The 20,203-nt window shown below is 72.4% G+C and carries 19 protein-coding genes; 5 read left to right on the top strand and 14 right to left on the bottom strand.

Annotated features, from left to right (window positions below):
* Positions 1-137: 137 nt before the first annotated feature.
* Positions 138-1,616 (bottom strand): aminotransferase-like domain-containing protein, encoded by a 1,479-nt coding sequence (locus K9S39_RS35050; protein WP_248867336.1) that lies wholly within the window; start codon positions 1,614-1,616, stop codon positions 138-140.
* Here K9S39_RS35050 and K9S39_RS35045 point away from each other — a divergent pair.
* Complete coding sequence (locus K9S39_RS35045; RefSeq protein ID WP_248867335.1) at positions 1,615-2,610, top strand: DMT family transporter; 996 nt, start codon at positions 1,615-1,617, stop codon at positions 2,608-2,610. The genes K9S39_RS35050 and K9S39_RS35045 overlap by 2 nt on opposite strands.
* 352 nt (positions 2,611-2,962) lie before the next feature.
* The gene (locus K9S39_RS35040) at positions 2,963-3,172 is read left to right on the top strand and encodes a DUF1918 domain-containing protein (RefSeq protein WP_248867334.1); all 210 of its coding nucleotides are present in this window, start codon (positions 2,963-2,965) and stop codon (positions 3,170-3,172) included.
* Positions 3,173-3,242: 70 nt separating this feature from the next.
* Here the strand turns inward: K9S39_RS35040 and K9S39_RS35035 are convergent, their stop codons facing one another.
* The gene (locus K9S39_RS35035; protein WP_248867332.1) at positions 3,243-4,493 is read right to left on the bottom strand and encodes a glycoside hydrolase family 10 protein; all 1,251 of its coding nucleotides are present in this window, start codon (positions 4,491-4,493) and stop codon (positions 3,243-3,245) included.
* 160 nt (positions 4,494-4,653) lie between these two features.
* Here K9S39_RS35035 and K9S39_RS35030 point away from each other — a divergent pair, with 160 nt between their 5' ends.
* Together K9S39_RS35030 and K9S39_RS35025 are read left to right on the top strand one after the other, a co-directional pair.
* Positions 4,654-5,511, top strand: coding sequence for a 3-hydroxybutyryl-CoA dehydrogenase (locus K9S39_RS35030; RefSeq protein ID WP_248867330.1), 858 nt, complete (start codon positions 4,654-4,656; stop codon positions 5,509-5,511).
* Positions 5,512-5,926: 415 nt separating this feature from the next.
* Complete coding sequence (locus tag K9S39_RS35025) at positions 5,927-6,184, top strand: hypothetical protein (RefSeq protein WP_248867329.1); 258 nt, start codon at positions 5,927-5,929, stop codon at positions 6,182-6,184.
* An 82-nt stretch (positions 6,185-6,266) separates the two neighbouring features.
* Here the strand turns inward: K9S39_RS35025 and K9S39_RS35020 are convergent, their stop codons facing one another.
* The 10 genes from K9S39_RS35020 to infC form a co-directional block, all read right to left on the bottom strand.
* Positions 6,267-6,797 carry an NUDIX domain-containing protein gene (locus K9S39_RS35020; RefSeq protein ID WP_248867328.1) on the bottom strand — a complete coding sequence of 177 codons (531 nt, stop codon included), beginning with the start codon at positions 6,795-6,797 and terminating at the stop codon, positions 6,267-6,269.
* A gap of 48 nt (positions 6,798-6,845) precedes the next feature.
* Positions 6,846-8,183 carry a transcriptional regulator gene (locus tag K9S39_RS35015; RefSeq protein ID WP_248867327.1) on the bottom strand — a complete coding sequence of 446 codons (1,338 nt, stop codon included), beginning with the start codon at positions 8,181-8,183 and terminating at the stop codon, positions 6,846-6,848.
* A 192-nt stretch (positions 8,184-8,375) separates the two neighbouring features.
* Positions 8,376-9,620, bottom strand: a complete 1,245-nt coding sequence (locus K9S39_RS35010; protein ID WP_248867326.1) for a PP2C family protein-serine/threonine phosphatase — start codon at positions 9,618-9,620, stop codon at positions 8,376-8,378.
* A 331-nt stretch (positions 9,621-9,951) separates the two neighbouring features.
* The gene (locus K9S39_RS35005; protein WP_248867325.1) at positions 9,952-12,501 is read right to left on the bottom strand and encodes a phenylalanine--tRNA ligase subunit beta; all 2,550 of its coding nucleotides are present in this window, start codon (positions 12,499-12,501) and stop codon (positions 9,952-9,954) included.
* Positions 12,501-13,625 (bottom strand): phenylalanine--tRNA ligase subunit alpha, encoded by a 1,125-nt coding sequence (gene pheS, locus K9S39_RS35000; protein ID WP_248867324.1) that lies wholly within the window; start codon positions 13,623-13,625, stop codon positions 12,501-12,503. The genes K9S39_RS35005 and pheS overlap by 1 nt, the downstream gene beginning before the upstream one ends.
* A gap of 190 nt (positions 13,626-13,815) precedes the next feature.
* Positions 13,816-14,994, bottom strand: coding sequence for a sensor histidine kinase (locus K9S39_RS34995; protein ID WP_248867323.1), 1,179 nt, complete (start codon positions 14,992-14,994; stop codon positions 13,816-13,818).
* Between the two features lie 82 nt (positions 14,995-15,076).
* Positions 15,077-15,931 carry a TrmH family RNA methyltransferase gene (locus K9S39_RS34990; protein WP_248867322.1) on the bottom strand — a complete coding sequence of 285 codons (855 nt, stop codon included), beginning with the start codon at positions 15,929-15,931 and terminating at the stop codon, positions 15,077-15,079.
* 106 nt (positions 15,932-16,037) lie between these two features.
* Complete coding sequence (rplT, locus tag K9S39_RS34985) at positions 16,038-16,421, bottom strand: 50S ribosomal protein L20 (RefSeq protein WP_248867321.1); 384 nt, start codon at positions 16,419-16,421, stop codon at positions 16,038-16,040.
* Between the two features lie 104 nt (positions 16,422-16,525).
* A complete protein-coding gene (gene rpmI / locus K9S39_RS34980; protein ID WP_030017691.1) occupies positions 16,526-16,720 on the bottom strand; it encodes a 50S ribosomal protein L35 in 195 nt (64 codons plus the stop codon).
* 123 nt (positions 16,721-16,843) lie between these two features.
* Entirely contained in the window at positions 16,844-17,503 is a 660-nt protein-coding gene (gene infC / locus K9S39_RS34975) for a translation initiation factor IF-3 (protein WP_248869099.1), read from the bottom strand.
* 378 nt (positions 17,504-17,881) lie between these two features.
* Between infC and K9S39_RS34970 the strand changes: the two genes are divergently transcribed.
* Positions 17,882-18,283: a DUF1844 domain-containing protein gene (locus tag K9S39_RS34970; RefSeq protein WP_248867320.1), complete on the top strand. Its 402-nt coding sequence runs from the start codon at positions 17,882-17,884 to the stop codon at positions 18,281-18,283.
* Positions 18,284-18,387: 104 nt separating this feature from the next.
* On the opposite strand, the gene K9S39_RS34965 is transcribed toward K9S39_RS34970, so the two are convergent.
* Both K9S39_RS34965 and K9S39_RS34960 read right to left on the bottom strand, forming a co-directional pair.
* On the bottom strand, positions 18,388-19,128 hold the full coding sequence (locus tag K9S39_RS34965; RefSeq protein ID WP_248867319.1) for an MIP family channel protein: 741 nt from the start codon (positions 19,126-19,128) through the stop codon (positions 18,388-18,390).
* A 156-nt stretch (positions 19,129-19,284) separates the two neighbouring features.
* Positions 19,285-20,169, bottom strand: coding sequence for an SseB family protein (locus K9S39_RS34960; protein ID WP_248867318.1), 885 nt, complete (start codon positions 20,167-20,169; stop codon positions 19,285-19,287).
* Between the last annotated feature and the right edge of the window lie 34 nt (positions 20,170-20,203).

Here is a 20,203-nt window from a genome sequence, read left to right as displayed (position 1 = left end):
AACCGATGGGCGAACGACGTCCCGTGGCCCGGGTGCCGAGGCGGCCGTCCTCAACCCAGGGGGCGTCCTCAACCCATCGCAAACCATCAGTCCATCGGAACCGTCAGCCCAGTGGAGCCCTCAGCCCCTCGCAGTCGTCAGCCCGTCGGCACCCCCGGCTCCTCACACGCCGTGCGGAGCCTGCGGATGCCTTCGGTGACTTCACCCGCGCCGGACGCCGCCGCGAAGCTCAGGCGCAGATGCGGAGCGGGCGGCTCGGCGGCGAAATACGGGCGGCCGGCCGCGACCGCGACGCCCGCGCGCAGCGCGGCACCGGCGAGCGCCTCCTCGTCCGCACCGTCCGGCAGCCGGAGCCAGAGCGTATAGCCGCCCGGTGGCACGAACAGCTCACCGGCCTGCCCGGATCCCCCGCCCACGAGCGCGGGCAACTGCCGGTGCAGAGCGGTGACGAGGGCGTCCCGGCGTACAGTCAACTCGGCGGAGATCAGGCGCAGATGACGAGCCCAGGCGGGCGAGCCGACGAATTCCAGGGCGGCTTCCTGGAGCGGGCCCGGCACGAAGAAGCTGTCCACGACCTGGATGGCGCGCAGACGGTCGCGGACCGGGCCCCGGGCGGCCAGGGCGCCCACCCGCAGGCTGGGCGAGGTGGCCTTGGTCAGGGAGCAGACATGGACGACGGTGCCGTCCTGGTCGTCCGCCATCAGGGTCGGGGGGAGCGCGGGCGCGTCGTCGTGGACCAGTCGCCGGGCGAAGTCGTCCTCGATCACGAACGCGCCGGCCGCGCGGGCCACCCGCAGCACCTCGCGCCGCCGCTCCCCGGCGAGCACCGCGCCCGTCGGGTTCTGGAACAGCGGCTGGCTCACGAAGACCCGCGCGCCGCTGGCCCGGAAGGCATCGGCGAGCAGATCGGTGCGGACGCCGTCGGTGTCCATCGGCACGGGGACCGGGCGCAGACCGGAGGCGCGGGCGGCGGCCAGCATGCCGGGGTAGGTCGGGGACTCGACGAGCACCGGCGCGCCGGGCGGCGCGAGCGCGCGCAGAGCGGCGGTCAGCGCGCTCTGGCCGCCGGCGGTGACCAGGACGTCGCTGGCGGCGAGCGCGCCGCCGGGGCCGCCGATCTCCCGGGCGAACCAGGCGCGCAGTTCCGGTACGCCGTCGACCGGGGGACGGCCCCAGGCGCCCGGCCGCCGCCCGGCGCGGGCCAGCGCTGCGGCGAGTGCGCGTTCGGGCTGCAGATCGGGATGCAGATAGCCGCCGTTGAGTTCGATGACGCCGGGGGCGGGGGCGGCGAGCGTGGCCAGCACGCCCGAGGCGTCGACGCTGCGCGGCACCTGGTCGCCGGCGGCTTCGGCGCTGAGCGCGATCTCCTGCCAGGAGGTGTCGACCGGCCGGGGCGCCTCGCCGCGCGGCTCGGCCCGGAAGGCCCCGGAGCCGGGCCGGGTGACGACCAGCCCCTCGGCGGCCAGCTCGGCGAGCGCCCGGGAGACGGTCACCGGGCTCACCCGGTGCTGCTCCACCAGGGCACGGCTCGATGGCAGCTTCTCTCCGGGGGAGTAGCGGTTCAGCCCCTTGCGGAGAACCGCGGCCAGTTCGGCGACACTGCTACGCTCATGCATGAGAGACAACGATAGCGCTATCGCACCGACCGCGATAGCAGTCAGCACACCGGAGCAGCACGCCGAGAGCCCCGATGTCCGCGGGGCCGGCCCGGCCACCCGCGCCACCCCTGCCGGCCCCGCCACCCTCGGCGCGCCCCTCGCCCGTGGCGTCCTCCTCGCCGCGCTCGCCGTCGCCTCCTTCTCGCTGACCTTTCCCGCGACCGCCTGGGCACTGGAGGGCATGGGCCCCTGGACGGTGGTGACGCTCCGCAGCGCGCTGGCGGCGGCGCTCGCCGGAGGCTGCCTGGCCGCGTTCCGGGTCCCTGTCCCCGAGCGGCGGCACTGGGCGGGCATCGCGGTGGTGGCGGGCGGCGTCGTACTCGGCTTCCCGCTGCTGACCACCCTCGCCCTGCAGACCTCCACCACTTCGCACGCGGCCGTCGTGGTCGGCCTGCTGCCGCTGACGACCGCCGCTTTCTCGGCCGTACGGACCGGCGCGCGCCCGTCCCGCACCTTCTGGATCGCCTCGCTGGCCGGCGCCGTCGTCGTCATCGGCTTCGCGCTGCAGCAGAGCGGCGGGACGCCGAGCTCCGGCGATCTGTTCCTGTTCGCGGCGCTGCTGGTGTGCGCGGCCGGTTACACCGAGGGCGGCCGGCTGGCCCGCCACATGCCGGGCTGGCAGGTGATCGGCTGGGCGCTGATGCTCGCCCTGCCGCTGACCGTGTCGGGCGCGGCCGTCGCGCTGGCCACCGAGCCGCTGCGCCTCACCGCGCACACGGTCGGCGGCCTGCTGTGGCTGGCGGTCGGCTCGCAGTTCCTCGGCCTGGTGGTCTGGTGCCGGGGGATGGCGGCCATCGGCGTCTCCAAGGCCAGCCAGCTCCAGCTCGCCCAGCCGCTGCTGACACTGGTGTGGTCCGTGCTGCTGCTCGGCGAGCGGCTGCCGCCGGCCGCGCCCACGGCGGCGCTGGCGGTCCTGGTGTGCATCGCGATCACCCAGCGGACCCGTGGCTGACGGGCGGCCGGTGGGCAGCTGACGGACAGCCGGTGAGCGGCCGACGGACAGCGGGCGGTCGACGGACGGCGGCGGACAGACGGTGGACAGCTGACGGACCGCTGACGGACCGCTGACAGACCCGGGATCCCCCGCACCAGGCCCCGCGCGCGGTCGCGGCACGGTCTGCTCCCGATCGATCCGCTCCGCACCGGATGCGACATCCGCGCCCGGACGTAAACTTGCCGCGATGGCACGTATAGCCGTCCGGGCCGTCCCACTGGTCCGTACACCGTTGGCCGTTCAACCGCTCGGCCGCCGCGCTGTCGGCCGTTCCGGTGCCACGGCCGCCCGAAGCGGGAGGACACCACTGATGCACGCAAGCAAGGGCGACCGGCTCGTGGTGCACGGCAGGATCGTCGGGCAACATGACCACGAGGTCGAGATCGTCGAGGTGCTGGGCGAACACGGCGATCCGCCCTACCGCGTCCGCAGCGAGGACGGGCACGAGACGATCATGTCTCCCGGTCCCGACTCGGTCGTCAAGCACCTCAAGGACACTGGCAACCGCACCACCCGCTAGCGGGCCCTCCCCCGGCCTCCGTCCGGGAATCCCCAGTCACCGACCCGGTCCGCCGGCGGTCCCCCGACCACTACGGCCGCGCCACGCCGCCGTAGTGGTCATGTACGACCCTGGCCAGCGCACCCGCCCGGTCCTCGGCCGCCTCCTTCGCCGAGAAGAACACATGCCCGCCGACCTGTGGGAAGTCGCGGGCGAAGGTCAGATGACGGGAGAGCTCGGCCGGGTCCTGCCAAGGGGACGGCTGCGCCGGGTCGCCCGCCTTGTAGAGGGCCTCGCCGATATAGAGATCCACGCCGGTGCCCGACACGGTCCGCGACCACCAGGGCACCAGCGTGGCGTAGTCCGCGGCCGCGAAGCCGAGGTGCCAGTAGACCTGTGGCGCGATGTAGTCGAGCCGGCCTTCGCGCACCCAGCGGCGGGTGTCGGCGTACAGGTCGTCGTAGGTCTGGATCCCGGCGTGGGTGTCCGAGCCCGCCTGGTCGGTCGTGCGGTTGCGCCAGACGGCGAACGGGCTGACGCCGAACCGCACCCGGCGCCCGCGGCCGGCGGTTCGCCACCGCATCTCCCGCACCAGCCGGTCAATGTTGTCCCGCCGCCAGCCGTCACGGTCCGCGAATTGCGCGCCGTACTCCGCGTACGCCGCATCGTCGTCGAAGGTCTGCCCCGCGACCGGATACGGATAGAAGTAGTCATCGAAGTGCACCCCGTCGACGGGATAGCGCCGCACCGCGTCCAGCATCGCGTCCTGGACGAAGCGACGGACCTCCGGCAGCCCGGGGTTGTAGTAGAGCTTGCCGCCGTACGGGATCACCCACCCCGGGTGCCAGCGTGCGGGGTGGCCGGGTGCCAGCCGGGCGGGATCGGTGTGGTTGGCCACCCGGTACGGGTTGCACCAGGCGTGCAGTTCCAGGCCGCGCCGGTGCGCCTCGCGGACCGCGAAGCCGAGCGGGTCCCAGCCGGGGTGTCGGCCCTGCTCGCCGGTCAGGTACTGCGCCCAGGGCTCGTACGGGGAGGGCCACAGGGCGTCGGCGGTGGGCCGCACCTGGAAGAAGACGGCGTTCAGCCGGCGCTCCCGGGCCGTGTCGAGGTGGGCCAGCAGTTCCTCCTGCTGCCGGCCGGGGGCCAGCCCCGGGGCGGAGGGCCAGTCGCGATTGGCGACCGTCGCCAGCCACATCCCCCGCAGCTCGCGCCGGGGCCGGTGACGCCCGCTCGCCCGGTCCGGCGGCGGTCCGGCCGCGCCCGCCACCGTATCCGCCCCGAGCAGTGACGAGGCCGCGCCCAGCGCCACCGCCGAGAACCCACGCCGTGTGATCCGCCGCATCAAAAGCCCCCGGCTTGTCCGGTTCATCCCGTCCTGGACGGCCAGCATGCCCGCCCCGGCGCCCGGAGCACAGCACCGCGCGGAGTAACGTCGGGGCCGAGGCGGGCGCCGGACCCTTACGGCACACCGCCGAGTCCTGAAGATCAGCGAAAGGCACGAGGTGACGGACATCGAACGCGTCGGAGTGGTGGGCTGCGGCCAGATGGGCGCCGGCATCGCCGAGGTCTGCGCCCGCGCCGGGCTGGACGTCATGGTCGCCGAGACCACCGGCGAAGCCCTGGAGCTGGGCCGTACCCGCCTGACCAACTCCCTGGGCAAGGCCGCCGACCGAGGCAAGATCACCGTCGCGGATCGCGATGCGACGCTCGGCCGGCTCAGCTTCACCACCGACCTCGGGGAGTTCGCCGACCGCGATCTCGTCATCGAGGCCGTGGTGGAGAACGAGCAGGTCAAGACCGAGATCTTCCAGGTCCTCGATCAGGTGGTGACCCGCCCGGACGCCATCCTGGCCTCCAACACCTCCTCCATCCCGCTGGTGAAGCTGGCGGTCGCGACCTCCCGTCCGGACCAGGTCATCGGCATCCACTTCTTCAACCCGGCGCCGGTACAGAAGCTGGTCGAGCTGATCCCCGCGCTGACCACCGGCGAGGAGACCCTCAAGCGCGCCGAGGTGCTGGTGCAGGACGTGCTGGGCAAGCACGCGATCCGCGCCCAGGACCGCTCGGGCTTCGTCGTCAACGCGCTGCTGATCCCGTATCTGCTCTCCGCGATCCGGATGTTCGAGTCGGGCATGGCCAGCCGTGAGGACATCGACAACGGCATGGAACTGGGCTGCGCCCACCCGATGGGCCCGCTCAAGCTCTCCGACCTGATCGGCCTGGACACCATCGCCTCGGTCGCCTCCTCGATGTACGAGGAGTACAAGGAGCCGCTGTACGCCGCTCCCCCGCTGCTCCAGCGGATGGTGGACGCGGGGCGGCTGGGGCGGAAGTCGGGGTCGGGGTTCTACTCGTACTGAGGGAGTGCGGCGACGCCGTCAAGCACCCCTGTTCAAGGGCGAATTCACCCGGAGCAGCACCGACAGCGGCGCTGCTCCGGGTGGCTCTCGCTGCGTCGCGCAGCGACAGCGGGTCGCACTACCTGGAGGTTCTCGGCTCGCCTGGAGAAGCGTGACCTGCGCCTTCCCCGTAAGTCCGGGTCGGGGCTCGCCACGTGCCGAGCGGCCCCGCGGCCCCGCAGCCGCCGCGCCGATTCACACCGCGTACGAAGTGCCGCTCGCCCCGCTCCGCCCGTCACTCCGCGTCATTTCACACGGGGTGTGTTCTGGTGACCCGCATATCCCTCTCGCACACCTCCCGCCTTCCGCCGCAGGGCAGTTGACTGATGCGCGTACGGACAACGAAATCGTTCGCGAGAGGAATGAGGAGCGGACCGTGACCGCCCACCCTGAAACCGAACCGGTGACCACCGACTTAGCGGAGCTGAGGCGCTGCCTCGATGTACGCACCGCCCGGGTCGACGGTCAGCTCGCCCTGCTGGACCAGCGCTCCGAGCAGCACGTGCGTGACGCGGACGAACTGCAGGCCCGCGTCACGCGGTTGGAGCACGGCCGCTGGCCGCTGCCCTCCGTTGCCGCGCTCACAGGGATCGCGGCGCTGGTCGTGGCACTGTGGCAGGCCATGGGCCGATGACCCGCCGGACGGCCGGACCGGCCAGGCCCCGGGGCCTTTCCGCCCCTGACTCATCGGACCGGCCCGCAGGCCACAAACCCGGTCAGCCCAACCGGAGGTGATGCAGCATCAGCAGGGCCGCGGCCATATTGGCGGCCGGCACCTCCCCTCGGGCCACCATGTCCGGCACCAGCTTGAGGGACACCCACTCCCGCCGGTCGGACTCGAAGTCGTCCTGCGGCAGGCCGACATAGTGACCCTGGTCGGACCAGTAGATATGGTGCCGGGCATCGGTGAGGCCGTTGGACGGCTCCACCGAGAGAAGATGCTGGAGGGGACCGGGCCGCCACCCGGTCTCCTCCTCCATCTCCCGGGCGGCCGCGGCCACGAGGTCCTCGCCGTCCTCGACGACACCGGCCGCCAGCTCCCAGCCCCAGGTGTCCGTGATGAACCGGTGCCGCCACAGCAGCAACACCTCATTGGCCTCATTGACCACTGTGGCCACGGCGACCGGCCGCATACGGATCAGATAGTGATCCAGATGACGGCCGTCGGGGAGTTCCACATCGGCGAGATTGACCCGGAACCAGGGATTCGCGTAGACGGGCTTTTCGCTGAGATTGTTCCAACGCACGTAACTGCCACCTTCCGCTGTTGAGCCGGCAAGGTGACACGAGCCCGGTCAGAGGGGAACGCGCAGCACCTCGTCGATGAGATCGGCGGCCTCGTCGGTCGCGGAGCTCCCGGTCTCCGCCAGATGCTCGCGCACCGCCCGCAGCCGGTCCCGCAGCCGTTGCGACTCCATGCCGCGGGCCCGCTCCGTCATCCGCGCGGCATTGGCCACCGCCCGGTCCGTATCACCTTGGCGCAGCTCGATATGGGTGAGCATGGCCAGCCGGTGGACCCGGCCCCGGTCGTGTGCGGGGGTGTCGACGGCGGCGTCCGCCTGCTCCCGTGCGGCCCGCAGATCGCCGAGACTGAGCAGCGCCTCCGCGACCTGTACGTTCACCAGGCCCGGCTGCACATAGCCCGTCTCGGCGGGCTCCAGCCCCGGCCGGATGCGCTCCGCGGCCGCCTCCGCACGCCGGATGCAGGCCAGCGCGCCGGCGCCGTCCCCGAGCCGGGCGTAGGACTTGGCCTGCATCGCGTAGAGGTCCGCGGAGAGCGCCGGGGTGATCTGCGGGCCCGCGGCCCGCAGCGCCGCCTCCGCGAAGGCGACCGCCTGGCGGTATTCCCGGAGGAACAGGGACTGATTGACCAGTAGCGCGATCACATAGGCGCCCAGGCCCCGGTCCCCGCTGGCCTTGGCCAGCCGCAGCGCCTGATGGAAGTAGCGCTGGGCCAGCCCGAGAGCGTCCGAGTCGTACGCGCAGATCCCGGCGACGGCGACCAGACCGCCGGTTGCCCGGTGGAGCTGACGTCCCGTCGCGTCGGAGTAGCTGCCCCGCAGCAGCGGCGCCGCCTCGGTGTTGAGGAATCCCACGATGCGTGTTCTGGTCGCTATACCACCCGCCTTCCGGTACATCTGCTCGTAGTGCGACCGCGCCGCACGCAGCATCTCGATGTCGGCCATGCCGACGCGGGTCAGCCCGTCGCGGGAGACATCGGAGTCCTCGGGAGGGTTCTCCCACTCCCATACGGGCATGACCGCCGAGGTGCCGGTGAGTGCGGGCGCGGACAGGACATGCGGCCGCTGCTGCTCGTCGGACCGCCACAGGGCGGTGGCGCGCTCGACGAAGCCGGAGAGCGGGGTATCGGGGGCGCGGCGCAGGCCCGGCCGGCTGAGGCCGATGTCGTCGAGTCCGACGGCGCGGTGCAGCCGCTGGCTGAGGATCTCGCAGATCAGATCGGGCACCTGGCCGCGCGGTCGTTGCCCTTTCAGCCAGCGGGCCACCGCGGTGTGTTCGTACCGCAGGGCGAGGCCCCGGCGGCGGCCGAGCTGGTTGATGCGCGCGGCGAGACCGGCGTGCGAGATACCGGCTTCGTCGAGGATCGCGTCGAGCAGGGTGTTGGGCTCCATGCCGGCCTCCCGATTGAGCCGGGCCCGTGTGCGGGCCGGTGGCTCATGGCCTGTGTCGACTTGCTGACTCCGCGAGATGTGCTGCCCGCGTGAGTTCAGCGTAATGAACCGCACTTCACACGGGGTGTGAAGGGGCGCGCGAACAGTCGTGCCGCGGAGGGGAGTTGAGGACGGAAGGGGGCCGGGAGTGCGCTAATCCGCCCGCCCCGCCTCCACACAGTCCGGCCCCGCGTGCCGGGCCGGCGACGGCTGGGCCGGCACCCGCAGCCGGTCGTTGCACAGCATCAGCAGCGCGACATCGTCGGTCAGCCGCCCGTCGGCATGCCGCAGCAGCGCCTTCCGTACGTCCTCGACCACCCCCGACGGCGAGGCGACCGGGCGCGCCGTGGGCCCCGCGACACTGCTGCGCAGCTCCTGGGTCAGCGGGAAGAACTCGCCCGTGGCGTCCCGCGCGTCGGCCGCGCCGTCGGTGTGCAGAAACAGCCCCTCCCCCGGTCCCAACTGCCCGCAGCAGACCGCGGTCAGCTCGTCGGGCAGCGGGAAGAGCCCTAGCGGCGGCAGCGGATCCGCGGGGGCGACCGGGGCCACCGCCCGGCCGCCGATACGGTACGGCCACGGGTGCCCGCAGTTCAGCGCCGTGACGGAGCCGTCCCGGGCGACCTCCACCAACAGCACCGTCACGAATTCCTCCGCGAGCGCGCCCACCGGGCCGGACGTCTCCCCGCCGCCGGCCACGGAATGCTCCGCCCGCGCCCGTTCCCGCAGATGCCGCTGGTGCGAACGCTCCAGCCGACGCAGCACACCGCCCAGTTCGGGCTCCTCGTGCGCCACCTCGCGGAAGCTGCCGAGCATCGCCGCGACCGTGCCTATGGCCTCCAGGCCGTGGCCGCGCACATCGCCGATCACCGCCCGCACACCGTGCGGCGTCCCGACGACCTCGTAGAGGTCACCGCCGACCGCGGCGCCCTCGCTGGCGGAGAGATGGCCGGCGGCCAGCGCCACCCCGTCGATCCGCGGCGGCAGCGGCCGCAGCACGACCCGCTGCGCCGCGGCGGCCACCTCGCGGGTACGTTCCAGCTCCCGTACCAGCCGCAGCCGCCGGCCGGCCGTCAGATAGCTGGCACAGATCACCGCGAGGATCGCGCCGCAGGTCATCGCGCGGGTGAGGGGTCCGGCACTCGGCGCCGCCTCGCCGAGCGGTACCAGCGCGATCAGCGCGCACACCCCGCCGAGCAGCACACACTGTCGGCGCCCGGTGCCCGCGCAGGCGATGGCCGGTGCGGCGGCGAGGAGTTGCAGCAGCTGTCCGTCGGTCGGCAGACACAGTTCCCAGGCCACCACCCCGAGCACCCAGAGGCCGGGCAGAACGAAGACAAAGATCCTCCGGGCGCGTGCGGCACCCGCACATCGTCCGCCCCTCGCCCAGGTTCGGATCATACCGATGGTCCCTCTAGCCGATGGTCCCCCATGGGGCATTGGGCGGTCGGCCCGGCGCTTCCCGCGGTCAACGGGGCCGCATCGACCGGAATGATTCTTACGGTGTATGGGTGTCCGGGTCGCCACGATGCGTGCCTTACCACCCGATTGAGTGATCGTGTACGGGGGCGCCGATCCCGCGCGCGGGATATCACCGCGCCACCCGACGGCCCCGGGACGGCAGCACGGAGAAACGAGACGGCTGCACGCGGAAAAGGGGTGAGGGCGCGAACGGCTCGTCGCCGTCCACGCCCTCACCCCGGCCGCCATGCGGCGGTGCCAGGTCTTGTCCCTAGCCGCGCAGCACCGCTCCGGTGCGCTCCACCGCCGCCGCGACCGCCGCGTCACGGGCGGCCGTGGCCTCCTCCGCGGTCAGCGTGCGGTCGGCGGCGCGGAAGCGCAGCGCGTACGCCAGGGACTTCTTGCCGGCACCGACCTGCTCACCGGTGAAGACGTCGAACAGCCGCAGCGATTCGAGGAGTTCACCCGCGCCGTCGCGCAGCGCGGCCTCGACGTCCGCCGCCGGGACCGTGTCGTCGACGATCAGCGCGACGTCCTGGGTGGCGACCGGGAACGTCGAGATCCGGGGCGCGCGCTGCGGTCCGGCGGCGGCCCGCTCGATACGGTCCAGGTCGATCTCCATCGCGCAGGTGCGCTCCGGCAGGCCGAGCGTCTTGACGACGCGCGGGTGCAGCTCACCGGCGTTGCCGACGAGGACCTCCTCGCCGTCGACGAGGGCGAGCAGCGCCGCGCACCGGCCCGGGTGGAACGGTGCGTGCTGGTCCTGACGGACGATCAGCTCAACGCCCGCCTCACGGGCGACCGTACGGCCCGCCTCGATGGCGTCCGCCCACGTCGCGGGGTGTCCGGCACCCCACCAGCCGGCCTGTTCGCGGCTCCCGGCGAGCACCACGGCGGCGCGGCGCGGCTGCTCCGGGAGGGAGGCGTCCAGCGAGGCGATGTCGTCGTCGCTCGGGCGGCGTTCGACAACCAGCCGACGGGCCGGCTGCTCGTCGCCGGTCGGCCGGAAGACCGGGCCGGTCTCGAAGAGCGCGAGGTCGTGCGTGCCCCGGCCGTAGTTTCGGCGCAGCGCGCCGAGCAGGCCCGGGATCAGCGTCGTACGGAGGTCGGGCTCCTCGTCGTTGAGCGGGTTGACGAGGGTGACGGCCAGCCGGCGCGGGTCGTCCGGCTCGATGCCGAGCTGGTCGAGGATGTGCGGGCCGGTGAAGGGGTAGTTCAGCGTCTCGACGTACCCGGCGCCGGCGAGCGCCCGGCCGACCCTGCGGTGCAGCCGCTGACGCTCGGTCAGGCCACGGCCGGCCGGCGGCAGCGGGAGGGTCGACGGGAGGTTCTCGTAACCCTCCAGCCGGATGACCTCCTCCGCCAGGTCGTTCGGGTCGCTCAGGTCCGGCCGCCAGGACGGCACCGTGACGACCAGCTCATCCTGCCCGTAGACATCACAGCCGACCTGCTGGAGACGGCGGACGACGGTCTCCCGGCCGTAGGCGACACCGGCGACCTTGTCCGGGTGGTCGGCGGCGATGGTGAGGGTGCGCGGCCCCCGGGGCGAGACGACCTCGGTGACGCCCTCCTCGGCGGTGCCCCCGCCGAGCAGCACCAGCAGATCGACGGTCCGCTGTGCGGCGGCGGACGTGGCCTCCGGGTCCACCCCGCGCTCGAAGCGCTTGGCGGCCTCCGAGGACAGCTTGTGCCGGCGGGCCGTACGGGCGATGGACAGCGCCTCGAAGTGCGCGGCCTCCACCACGATGTCGGTGGTGCCGTGGCCCGCCGCGCCGGCGGCCGATGTCACCGCGCCGGTCTCGGGGTCGGTGACGGGGCCCGCGATCTCGGTGTTGGCACCGCCCATGACGCCCGCGAGGCCGATGGGGCCGCGGTTGTCGGTGATGACCAGGTCCTCGGCGTCCAGGGCGCGCTTGGCGCCGTCCAGGGTGGTCAGCTTCTCGCCCGGCTCGGCGCGGCGGACGCCGATCGGGCCGGCCACGCTGGTGCGGTCGTAGGCGTGCAGCGGCTGGCCGAGCTCCAGCATCACATAGTTGGTGATGTCGACGGGCAGCGAGATCGGGCGCATACCGGCCTTCTGCAGCCGGCGCCGCAGCCAGATCGGGGAGCGGGCCTCGGGATTGAGGCCGGTGACCGTACGGGCGGTGAAGCGGTCGCAGCCGATCGGGTCGGCGACCTTGACCGGGTAGCCGGTGGCGTTCGGCGGCGGCACGTCCAGCAGCGCCGGGTCGCGCAGCGGCAGGCCGTAGGCGGTGGCGGTCTCGCGGGCGACACCGCGGATCGACAGGCAGTAGCCGCGGTCCGGGGTGACGGCGATGTCCAGCACCTCGTCGACGAGCTGCAGCAGCTCGATGGCGTCGGTGCCGGGCTCGTACTCGGGCGGCAGCACGATGATGCCGTCCGACCCGTCGTCGCCCATGCCCAGCTCGTCGCCGGAGCAGATCATGCCGTGCGACACCTTGCCGTACGTCTTACGCGCGGCGATCTTGAAGTCGCCGGGCAGCACGGCGCCGGGGAGCACCACGACGACCTTGTCGCCGACGGAGAAGTTGCGCGCACCGCAGACGATCTCCTGCGGCTCGCCGGTGCCGTTGGCCCGGCCGACGTCCACCGTGCAGAAGCGGATGGGCTTCCGGAAGCCCTCCAGCTCCTCGATGGTCAGCACCTGGCCGACGACGAGCGGGCCCTTGAGGCCCTCGCCGAGGCGCTCGACGGTCTCGACCTCCAGGCCGACCGCGATGAGCTTTTCCTGTACGTCCCGGCCGGTCTCAGTCGCCGGCAGGTCGACGTACTCCCGCAGCCAAGAAAGCGGGACCCGCATCAGATCTCCATCCCGAACGGCCGGGTGAACCGGACGTCGCCCTCGAACATGTCGCGCATGTCTTCCACGTTGTGCCGGAACATCAGCATCCGGTCGATACCGAACCCGAAGGCGAACCCGCTGTACTTCTCCGGGTCGACACCACAGGCGATCAGCACCTTGGGGTTGACCATTCCGCAGCCGCCCAGCTCGATCCAGCCCTCACTGGAGCAGGTGCGGCAGGGGCGGTCGGGGTTGCCCACGGACTCGCCCCGGCAGACGTAGCAGACCATGTCCATCTCGGCGGACGGCTCGGTGAACGGGAAGTAGTTCGGCCGCAGCCGGGTCTTCATGTCCGGGCCGAACAGCGCCTGGACCATGTGGTCCAGGGTGCCCTTGAGATCGGCCATGGTCAGGCCCTCGTCGACGGCGAGCAGCTCGATCTGGTGGAAGACCGGGGAGTGCGTGGCGTCCAGCTCGTCGGTGCGGTAGACCCGCCCCGGGCAGACGATGTAGACGGGCGGCTCGCGGTCGACGAGGGTACGGGCCTGCACCGGCGAGGTGTGCGTGCGCAGCACGACACCCGACTCGTCGCCCTTGGTGCCGTTGCCCTGGACGAAGAAGGTGTCCTGCATCTGGCGCGCCGGGTGGTCGGGCACGAAGTTGAGGGCGTCGAAGTTGAACCACTCGGCCTCGACCTCGGGGCCCTCGGCGACCTCGTAGCCCATCGCGACGAAGACGTCCGCGACCCGCTCCATGAAGGTGGTCAGCGGGTGCCGGGCGCCGGCCGGGACACGGTCGTACGGCAGCGTGACGTCCACCGCCTCCTCGACCAGCACGCGGGCGTCGCGCTCCGCCTCCAGCTCCTCCTGGCGGGCCTTGAGCGCCTGGTTCACCCGGCCGCGGGCCTGGCCGACGCGCTTGCCGGCGTCCGCCTTGGCGTGCGGGGGCAGGGCGCCGATCTCCCGGTTGGCGAGCGCGAGCGGCGAGCGGTCGCCGGCGTGCGCGACCTTCACCTCGCGCAGCTCCGCCAGGTCGGCCGCGGCGGCCACGGCCGCCAGCGCCTCGTCGGTCCGTCGGGCGATCTCTTCCGGTTTGAGGGCTTCGACCTCGACAGGGTCGTACGACTTATTGGGTGCGGACATCTCTTCCCGTGCTTCCGGTGGACTGGCTTGGCCTGGTTCGCTTCGCCTCGGCTCTTCGATCACAACTCCGGATCCCGAGCCCGCGCAGTGCCCGCGATGCTTGTGCGCCAAAGGTGCCAAAGGTCAAGTCTAAGGGGGAGGGCCGACAGGGCGGGCCCGTGCCCCTGGCCGGGGCGCCCGCCGCTGCTCCTCAGCCCATGAAGGCCGGGGCCGCGACAGGCAGGCTGAATCGGAATTCGGCGCCGCCGGCCGGGGCCCGTCCGACGGTGATGGTGCCGCCGTGCGCCTCGACGATGCCCTTGACGATGTAGAGGCCCAGGCCGGTACCGCCGCGCTTGCTGCCCCGCCAGAAGCGGGTGAAGACACGGGTCATCGATTCCTCCGGGATCCCGGGGCCCTCATCGCTCACGGTGACGGTCGTCCCGAAGCAGCCCCGCTCACGCGGGGAGTCCGCGGGCCCCACCTCGATGGTGACCGTTCCCTCGCCGTGACGCACCGCGTTTTCCAGCAGGTTGCCCAGCACCTGGTCCACCTTGTCCGGATCCGCCCACAGATCGGGCAGCGGTTCCAGCATCCGGATCAGGAAGCGGTCCGGCCGCTGGCCCGCGGTGGTCTGCGCCTGGACGTGCCGGCGGACCGCGGCGGTCATGTCGACCCGCTGCCGGCGTACCTCCAGCCGTCCGGAGTCGATACGGGAGATGTCCAGCAGCTCCGCGATCAGCCGGGTGACGCGGTTGGCGTCGGCGTCCACCGTCTCCAGCATCAGCCGCTTCTGGTCGTCGGTGAAGCGCTCCCACTTCTGGAGCAGGGTGGCCGTGAAGCCCTTGACGGAGGTCAGCGGCGAGCGCAGTTCATGAGCGACGGTGGCGATCAGCTCGGCGTGGCTCAGCTCCGTACGGCGCCGGGCCTCGGTGCCGCGCAGCGCGATGACCAGCCGCTGGACGGGGCCGGTGGGGCGGCTGCGGAGGTAGCGCGCGGAGACCAGCACTTCGCGGCCGCCCAGCAGCAGATTGCGTTCGGGCTGGCTGCGGCGGATGGCGAGCCCGCCGTAGGGGTCGGTGAGGCGCCACCAGCGGCGGCCCTCGATGTCCTGCAGCGGCAGGGCGTGTTCCAGGGGGCGGCCGAGGGCGTCCTGGGGGGCGATGTCGGTGATCCTGGCGGCGGCGGCGTTGAAGCAGATCACCGTGCCGGTCTCATCGGCGACGACCAGGCCGTCGGGCAGATCGTCGGGATCGACTCCGCCGCCCGCCCCGGGTGCGGTGCCGGGCGCGGGCGGACCCACGGCGGTGACGGGCGACGGCCCGCGCACGGGTCCGCCGGACGGGCGGCTGTCACCAGTGACTGTGCTACCGGAAGTCCTCACACTCATCCCCGTTCCCCCCTTCCGGGCCCCGAGCACGCCACACTACTAGCTCGGGTCGGATGTACCGCGGAGATCCGGGGGACGCCCCTCAGGCGGGTGACGCGGAGCGGCATCCTCCGGTGGTGCGCTGGGCGCGGGCCGAGGCGTAGAGGCAGACCGCGGCGGCCGTCGCCAGATTGAGGCTCTCGGCCTTGCCGTGGATGGGGACCCGCACCACGGCGTCCGCCAGCGCACGGGTCTCCTCCGGCAGCCCCCATGCCTCGTTGCCGAAGACCCAGGCGGTGGGCCCGCCCATGGAGCCGGCGTCCAGCTCCGCGTCCAGGTCGCGGTCGCCGGCGCCGTCGGCGGCGAGGATACGCACCCCGGCGCCCTGGAGCCCGGCCACCACCCGCTCGACCGGGACGCCGACCGCGACCGGCAGATGGAAGAGCGAACCGACCGAGGCCCGTACGGACTTGGGGTTGTAGAGATCCACCGAGGCGTCGGTCAGCACCACGGCGTCCGCGCCGGCGGCGTCCGCGCAGCGCAGGACCGTACCGGCGTTCCCGGGGTCGCGGACGTTCGCGAGCACCGCGACCAGCTGCGGGCGGGCGGCGAGGATCTCCTCGAAGGGGGAGTCCAGGAACCGGCAGACGCCGAGCAGGCCCTGCGGGGTGACGGTCTGCGAGATATCGGCGACGGTCCGGTCGGCGGCGAGGTGCACCCGCGCCCCGGCGGCGCGGGCGGCCCCGACGATCTCGGCGTGCCGCTCGGCGGCCTCGACGGTCGCGAACAGCTCGACGAGCGTGGGCCCGTCGCCGGCGCGGTGGGCGATGGCCTCCCGTACGGCCTGCGGGCCCTCGGCGATGAACCGGCGTTCCCTGCCGCGGAAGTGGCGGCGGGCCAGCCGCCGGGCGGCGGAGACGCGCGGGGAACGCGGGGAGATCAGCTCGGGGGTGCCCATGGGCGGCGGCTCGCTTCTGTGTGTCTCGTCAAGGGTGGTGCACAAAGCGGCGGACCCGCAGGCCGAGGGCCTGCGGGTCCGCGTCACAACGTCGTCAGGCCGGCGTTCAGGCGACCTTCGGGGCGTTGACGTCGCTCGGCAGCGCCTTCTGGGCGACCTCGACGAGCGCGGCGAACGCGTTGGCGTCGTTGACGGCCAGGTCGGCGAGGATCTTGCGGTCGACCTCGACGTTGGCGGCCTTCAGACCCTGGATGAAGCGGTTGTAGGTCATGCCGTTGGCGCGGGCAGCGGCGTTGATGCGCTGGATCCACAGCTGACGGAAGTCGCCCTTGCGCTTCTTGCGGTCGTTGTAGTTGTAGACGAGGGAGTGGGTGACCTGCTCCTTCGCCTTGCGGTAGAGGCGAGAACGCTGGCCGCGGTAGCCGCTGGCCTGTTCGAGGATCGCCCGGCGCTTCTTGTGGGCGTTGACTGCCCGCTTGACGCGTGCCACTTGTTAACTCCTTGTAGCGGGGCCGCGGTTGTGCGTCACGCGGCCCGGTTCGATTGGGTCCCGGTCCCGGTCCTGCGCCCCGGCCGTCGGCGGGGCGCCCGGACTCACTTGCCGAGAAGCTTCTTGATCTTCGCGGCGTCGCCCGGGGCCATCTCGGCGTTGCCGGTGAGGCGACGCGTCACACGGGACGACTTGTGCTCAAGCAGGTGGCGCTTGCCGGCGCGCTCGCGCATCACCTTGCCGGAACCAGTGACCTTGAAGCGCTTGCTGGCACCGCTGTGCGTCTTGTTCTTCGGCATGCGCCGTTCTCTCCTCGTCAGTGGCGCTCCCCCCGGCCGGGCCGGTACACGGGAGCGTCAGATGTATCGATTGGTGTCCGGGACGGGCGCCCCGGACCGGAATCCGGGGCTCTCGCCCAGGGATCACGCCTCGGCGGGCTCCTCGGCGGCCTGCTCCTCGGAGCGACGCCCCGCCTTGCGGGCGGCCTGCGCCTCACGGGCCTCGGCCATCGCCTCGGTCTTCTTCTTGTGCGGACCGAGGACCATGATCATGTTCCGGCCGTCCTGCTTCGGGTTCGACTCGATGAAGCCGAGCTCCTGGACATCCTCCGCGAGCCGCTGCAGCAGTCGGAAGCCCAGCTCGGGGCGGGACTGCTCGCGACCACGGAACATGATCGTGATCTTGACCTTGTCACCCTGCTTGAGGAACCGGACGACGTGACCCTTCTTGGTGTCATAGTCGTGCGGGTCGATCTTCGGCCGGAGCTTCATCTCCTTGATGACCGTGTGCGCCTGGTTCTTGCGCGCCTCACGGGCCTTCATGGCCGACTCGTACTTGAACTTTCCGTAGTCCATGAGCTTGCAGACCGGCGGACGGGCGTTCGCCGCCACCTCGACCAGGTCGAGGTCGTACTCCTGCGCAAGCTCCAGGGCCTTGGCAAGCGGCACAATGCCGACCTGCTCGCCACTGGGACCGACGAGTCGCACCTCAGGGACGCGAATCCGGTCGTTGATGCGGGGCTCGGCGCTGATGGATCCTCCTCGGTAGCACCACGCGACGGCCTGGCGGACTGCCGCGCATATGTCTGTTTGGTTGTGACCAACCGCGCCGGTACATGCAAAACGCCCCGGACGGGACACAGGCGGGGCTCCACGTGGTTCTGGAGCACCGCCGCGAAGTCTCCGCGGGGCGCAACCGGACCATTGACCCGCCAACCGCGAGATCGGTCGGGTGGGAGATCGGAGCCTCCACTTGTGGGCCGGTCACATGCGTGTCCGGCCGGTCGGAACACCAGGATACACGAGTCAAGAGGGAGGACCCACTCCTGTGCTGACGCCGCCCTCCCCTTGCGGCCCCGTTCCGGGCCGGGCGAACGCGCGGGGAAGGGGCCCGTCAGCGCGCCACGAGGCGGGCCATAAGGTGGACACGATCCCCTCGGCAGGAAGTGAAGCACCCAAGACATGAGTGACCAGACCCCGCAGCAGCCGGCGCCGCAGTCCGGCACGTCGGCCCCGGCGGCCCCCGCGAACCCGGACTTCGACGCCATGACCCGCGATATCTCGGAGGTGCCGGCGGTCGAGGTGATCACGACGGTCGCGGTGCATCTGATGAGCTCGGCGGCGGTCAACCTCGGGCTCGCCGAGGAGGGCGCGGCGCACAAGGACCTGGACGAGGCGCGCAAGCTCATCCAGGCGCTGGCCGGGCTGGTCACCGCCAGCGCCACCGAGATCGGCTCGTACCACGCGGCGCCGCTGCGGGACGGCCTGAAGTCGCTGCAGCTGGCCTTCCGCGAGGCCTCGGTGGTCCCGGACGAGCCGGGGCAGGGGCCGGGCGAGAAGTTCACGGGGCCGGTCCACGGCTGAACCGGCCCCGCGCATACGGGACGAGCCCCGGCCGCCGTTGGCCGGGGCTCGTCCCGTATGCGGGGACGTCCAGTGCCGGGACCCTGTGCAAGGGCTCCGCCTGGCTAGGAGCGGGTCGCGCTGGGCGAGGCGTCGTCGGCGACGATGAGGCGCTCCTGCGGCGGGTGGGTGAGGTGGTGCACCACGGCCGCCAGGGCGCCGCCGATCAGCGGTGCGACGAGGAACAGCCACAGCTGGGTGACGGCCGCGCCGCCCGCGAACAGGGCGGGGCCGATGCTGCGCGCCGGGTTCACGGAGGTGCCGTCCAGCGGGACGCCGATGAAATGGACGGTGGCCAGCGCGAAGCCGATCGGCAGCCCGTCGAAGCCGATCACCGCGACCTTGTGCGTGACCCCGAGGACGACGAAGACGAACAGGAAGGTCATCACGATCTCGGCGACGAAGGCGCCGCCGAGGTTGAGGTTCACCAGCGAGCGGTCGCCCCAGCCGTTCGAGCCGAAGCTCTCGTCGGTCTTCAGGCCCGGTACCTGCTTGGCGACCAGGAACAGCAGTGCGGCGCCGACGATGGCGCCCAGCACCTGGGAGATCCAGTACTCGACGGCCGTACGGACGGTGATACGGCGGGCCAGCAGCATGCCGAGCGTCACCGCCGGGTTGATGTGGCATCCCGAGATCGGCCCGAGGGCGTAGGCGAGGGCCAGCATGGTGAATCCGAAGGCCAGCGCGATGCCGAAGGTGGCGATGTATTCGCCCGCCAGCACGACCGCGCCGACGCCGAAGAACACCAGGAGCAGCGTGCCGAGGAATTCGGATACGACCGTGCGGGTCTCCGTGGTCTCCAACATGGGGGCTCTCCTCGCATGGATCTTGAGCTCTCCTCGAAATTGTGGGCCCAGGGAGAGGAAGGCGCCTGTTGGCGAGGCGGTCCGTGAGGGGTCGGTGAGCGGCGGCGCGGTGTTCGACCTGCGGGGTTGTGGGTCGGTGTGGCGATCCCGGCGGGGTCAGCGGTGGAAGAGGGGGGTTCCGGGGGGCGTGGCACCGGGCGGGAGGAGTGCCAGGTCCAGGCCGCGGACGAGCCGGGCGCGGAGCGCCTCGTCGGCGGCCAGCGCCTGGGCCAGCCGCTGGGCGACCTCGGCGGTGGGGGCGTCGGGGACCAGGCCGAGGGCGAGGGTGGCGTCGGTCTCGTCGGACGGTGCGAGATGGGCGATACGGACGGCCGGCTCGGCGGCGAGCAGGGCGCGCAGCGCGTCGGTGACAGCGGGATCGTTGAGCGGGTCGGCGCTCTCCCGGCCCTCGGCGAGGGCGCGCAGCGCGGCCCCGGTGAGCTGGTAGGTGACCGGTCCCGCCAGGTCGAGGACGACGGTGTCGGCCTGCTCGTGGGAGGCGGCGAGCAGCGCCTGCCGGAGGGGCACCGCCACCGGGCGGGCGTCCGGGCGCCAGCGTTGCAGCGTCTCCATGGAGGTGAACGCGGGCAGGGCGCGGCGGCCGTCCGGGGCCTGGAGGGTGGGGACGGCCATGTCGCTGGTCTTCTCGCGGCGCAAGCCGCCCACCCGTCGCCCGACCGCCACCCCTGCGGGAGTCCCTCCGGGACGCCCCCCTTCACGTCGCCCGACCGCCACCCCTGCGGGAGTCCCTCCGGGACGCCCCCCTTCACGTCGCCCACCACCGCCCTTGTTCGACGCTTCGCGGCCCCCCTCGTCGCCGGTCTCCGTCTCTCCGAGGACGGCGACGACCGGCACCAGCAGACGGGCGCCGGTCAGCGCCGACAGCAGCTGGGGCTCGGTGGTCCGGTCCGCGCCGTAGGCCGCCAGGGCCGCGGCGAGGGCGGGGTCGGCGGAGCCGTCGTCGTCGGAGAAGCCGGGTTCGGGGATGTTTTTCTGCGCCACGCCGCGAGCCTATCCGTTGCGCTTGGCCTGCTCC

Source organism: Streptomyces halobius (assembly GCF_023277745.1).
GTDB classification, from domain to species: domain Bacteria; phylum Actinomycetota; class Actinomycetes; order Streptomycetales; family Streptomycetaceae; genus Streptomyces; species Streptomyces halobius.
This window is presented reverse-complemented; position numbering and strand designations above follow the sequence as displayed.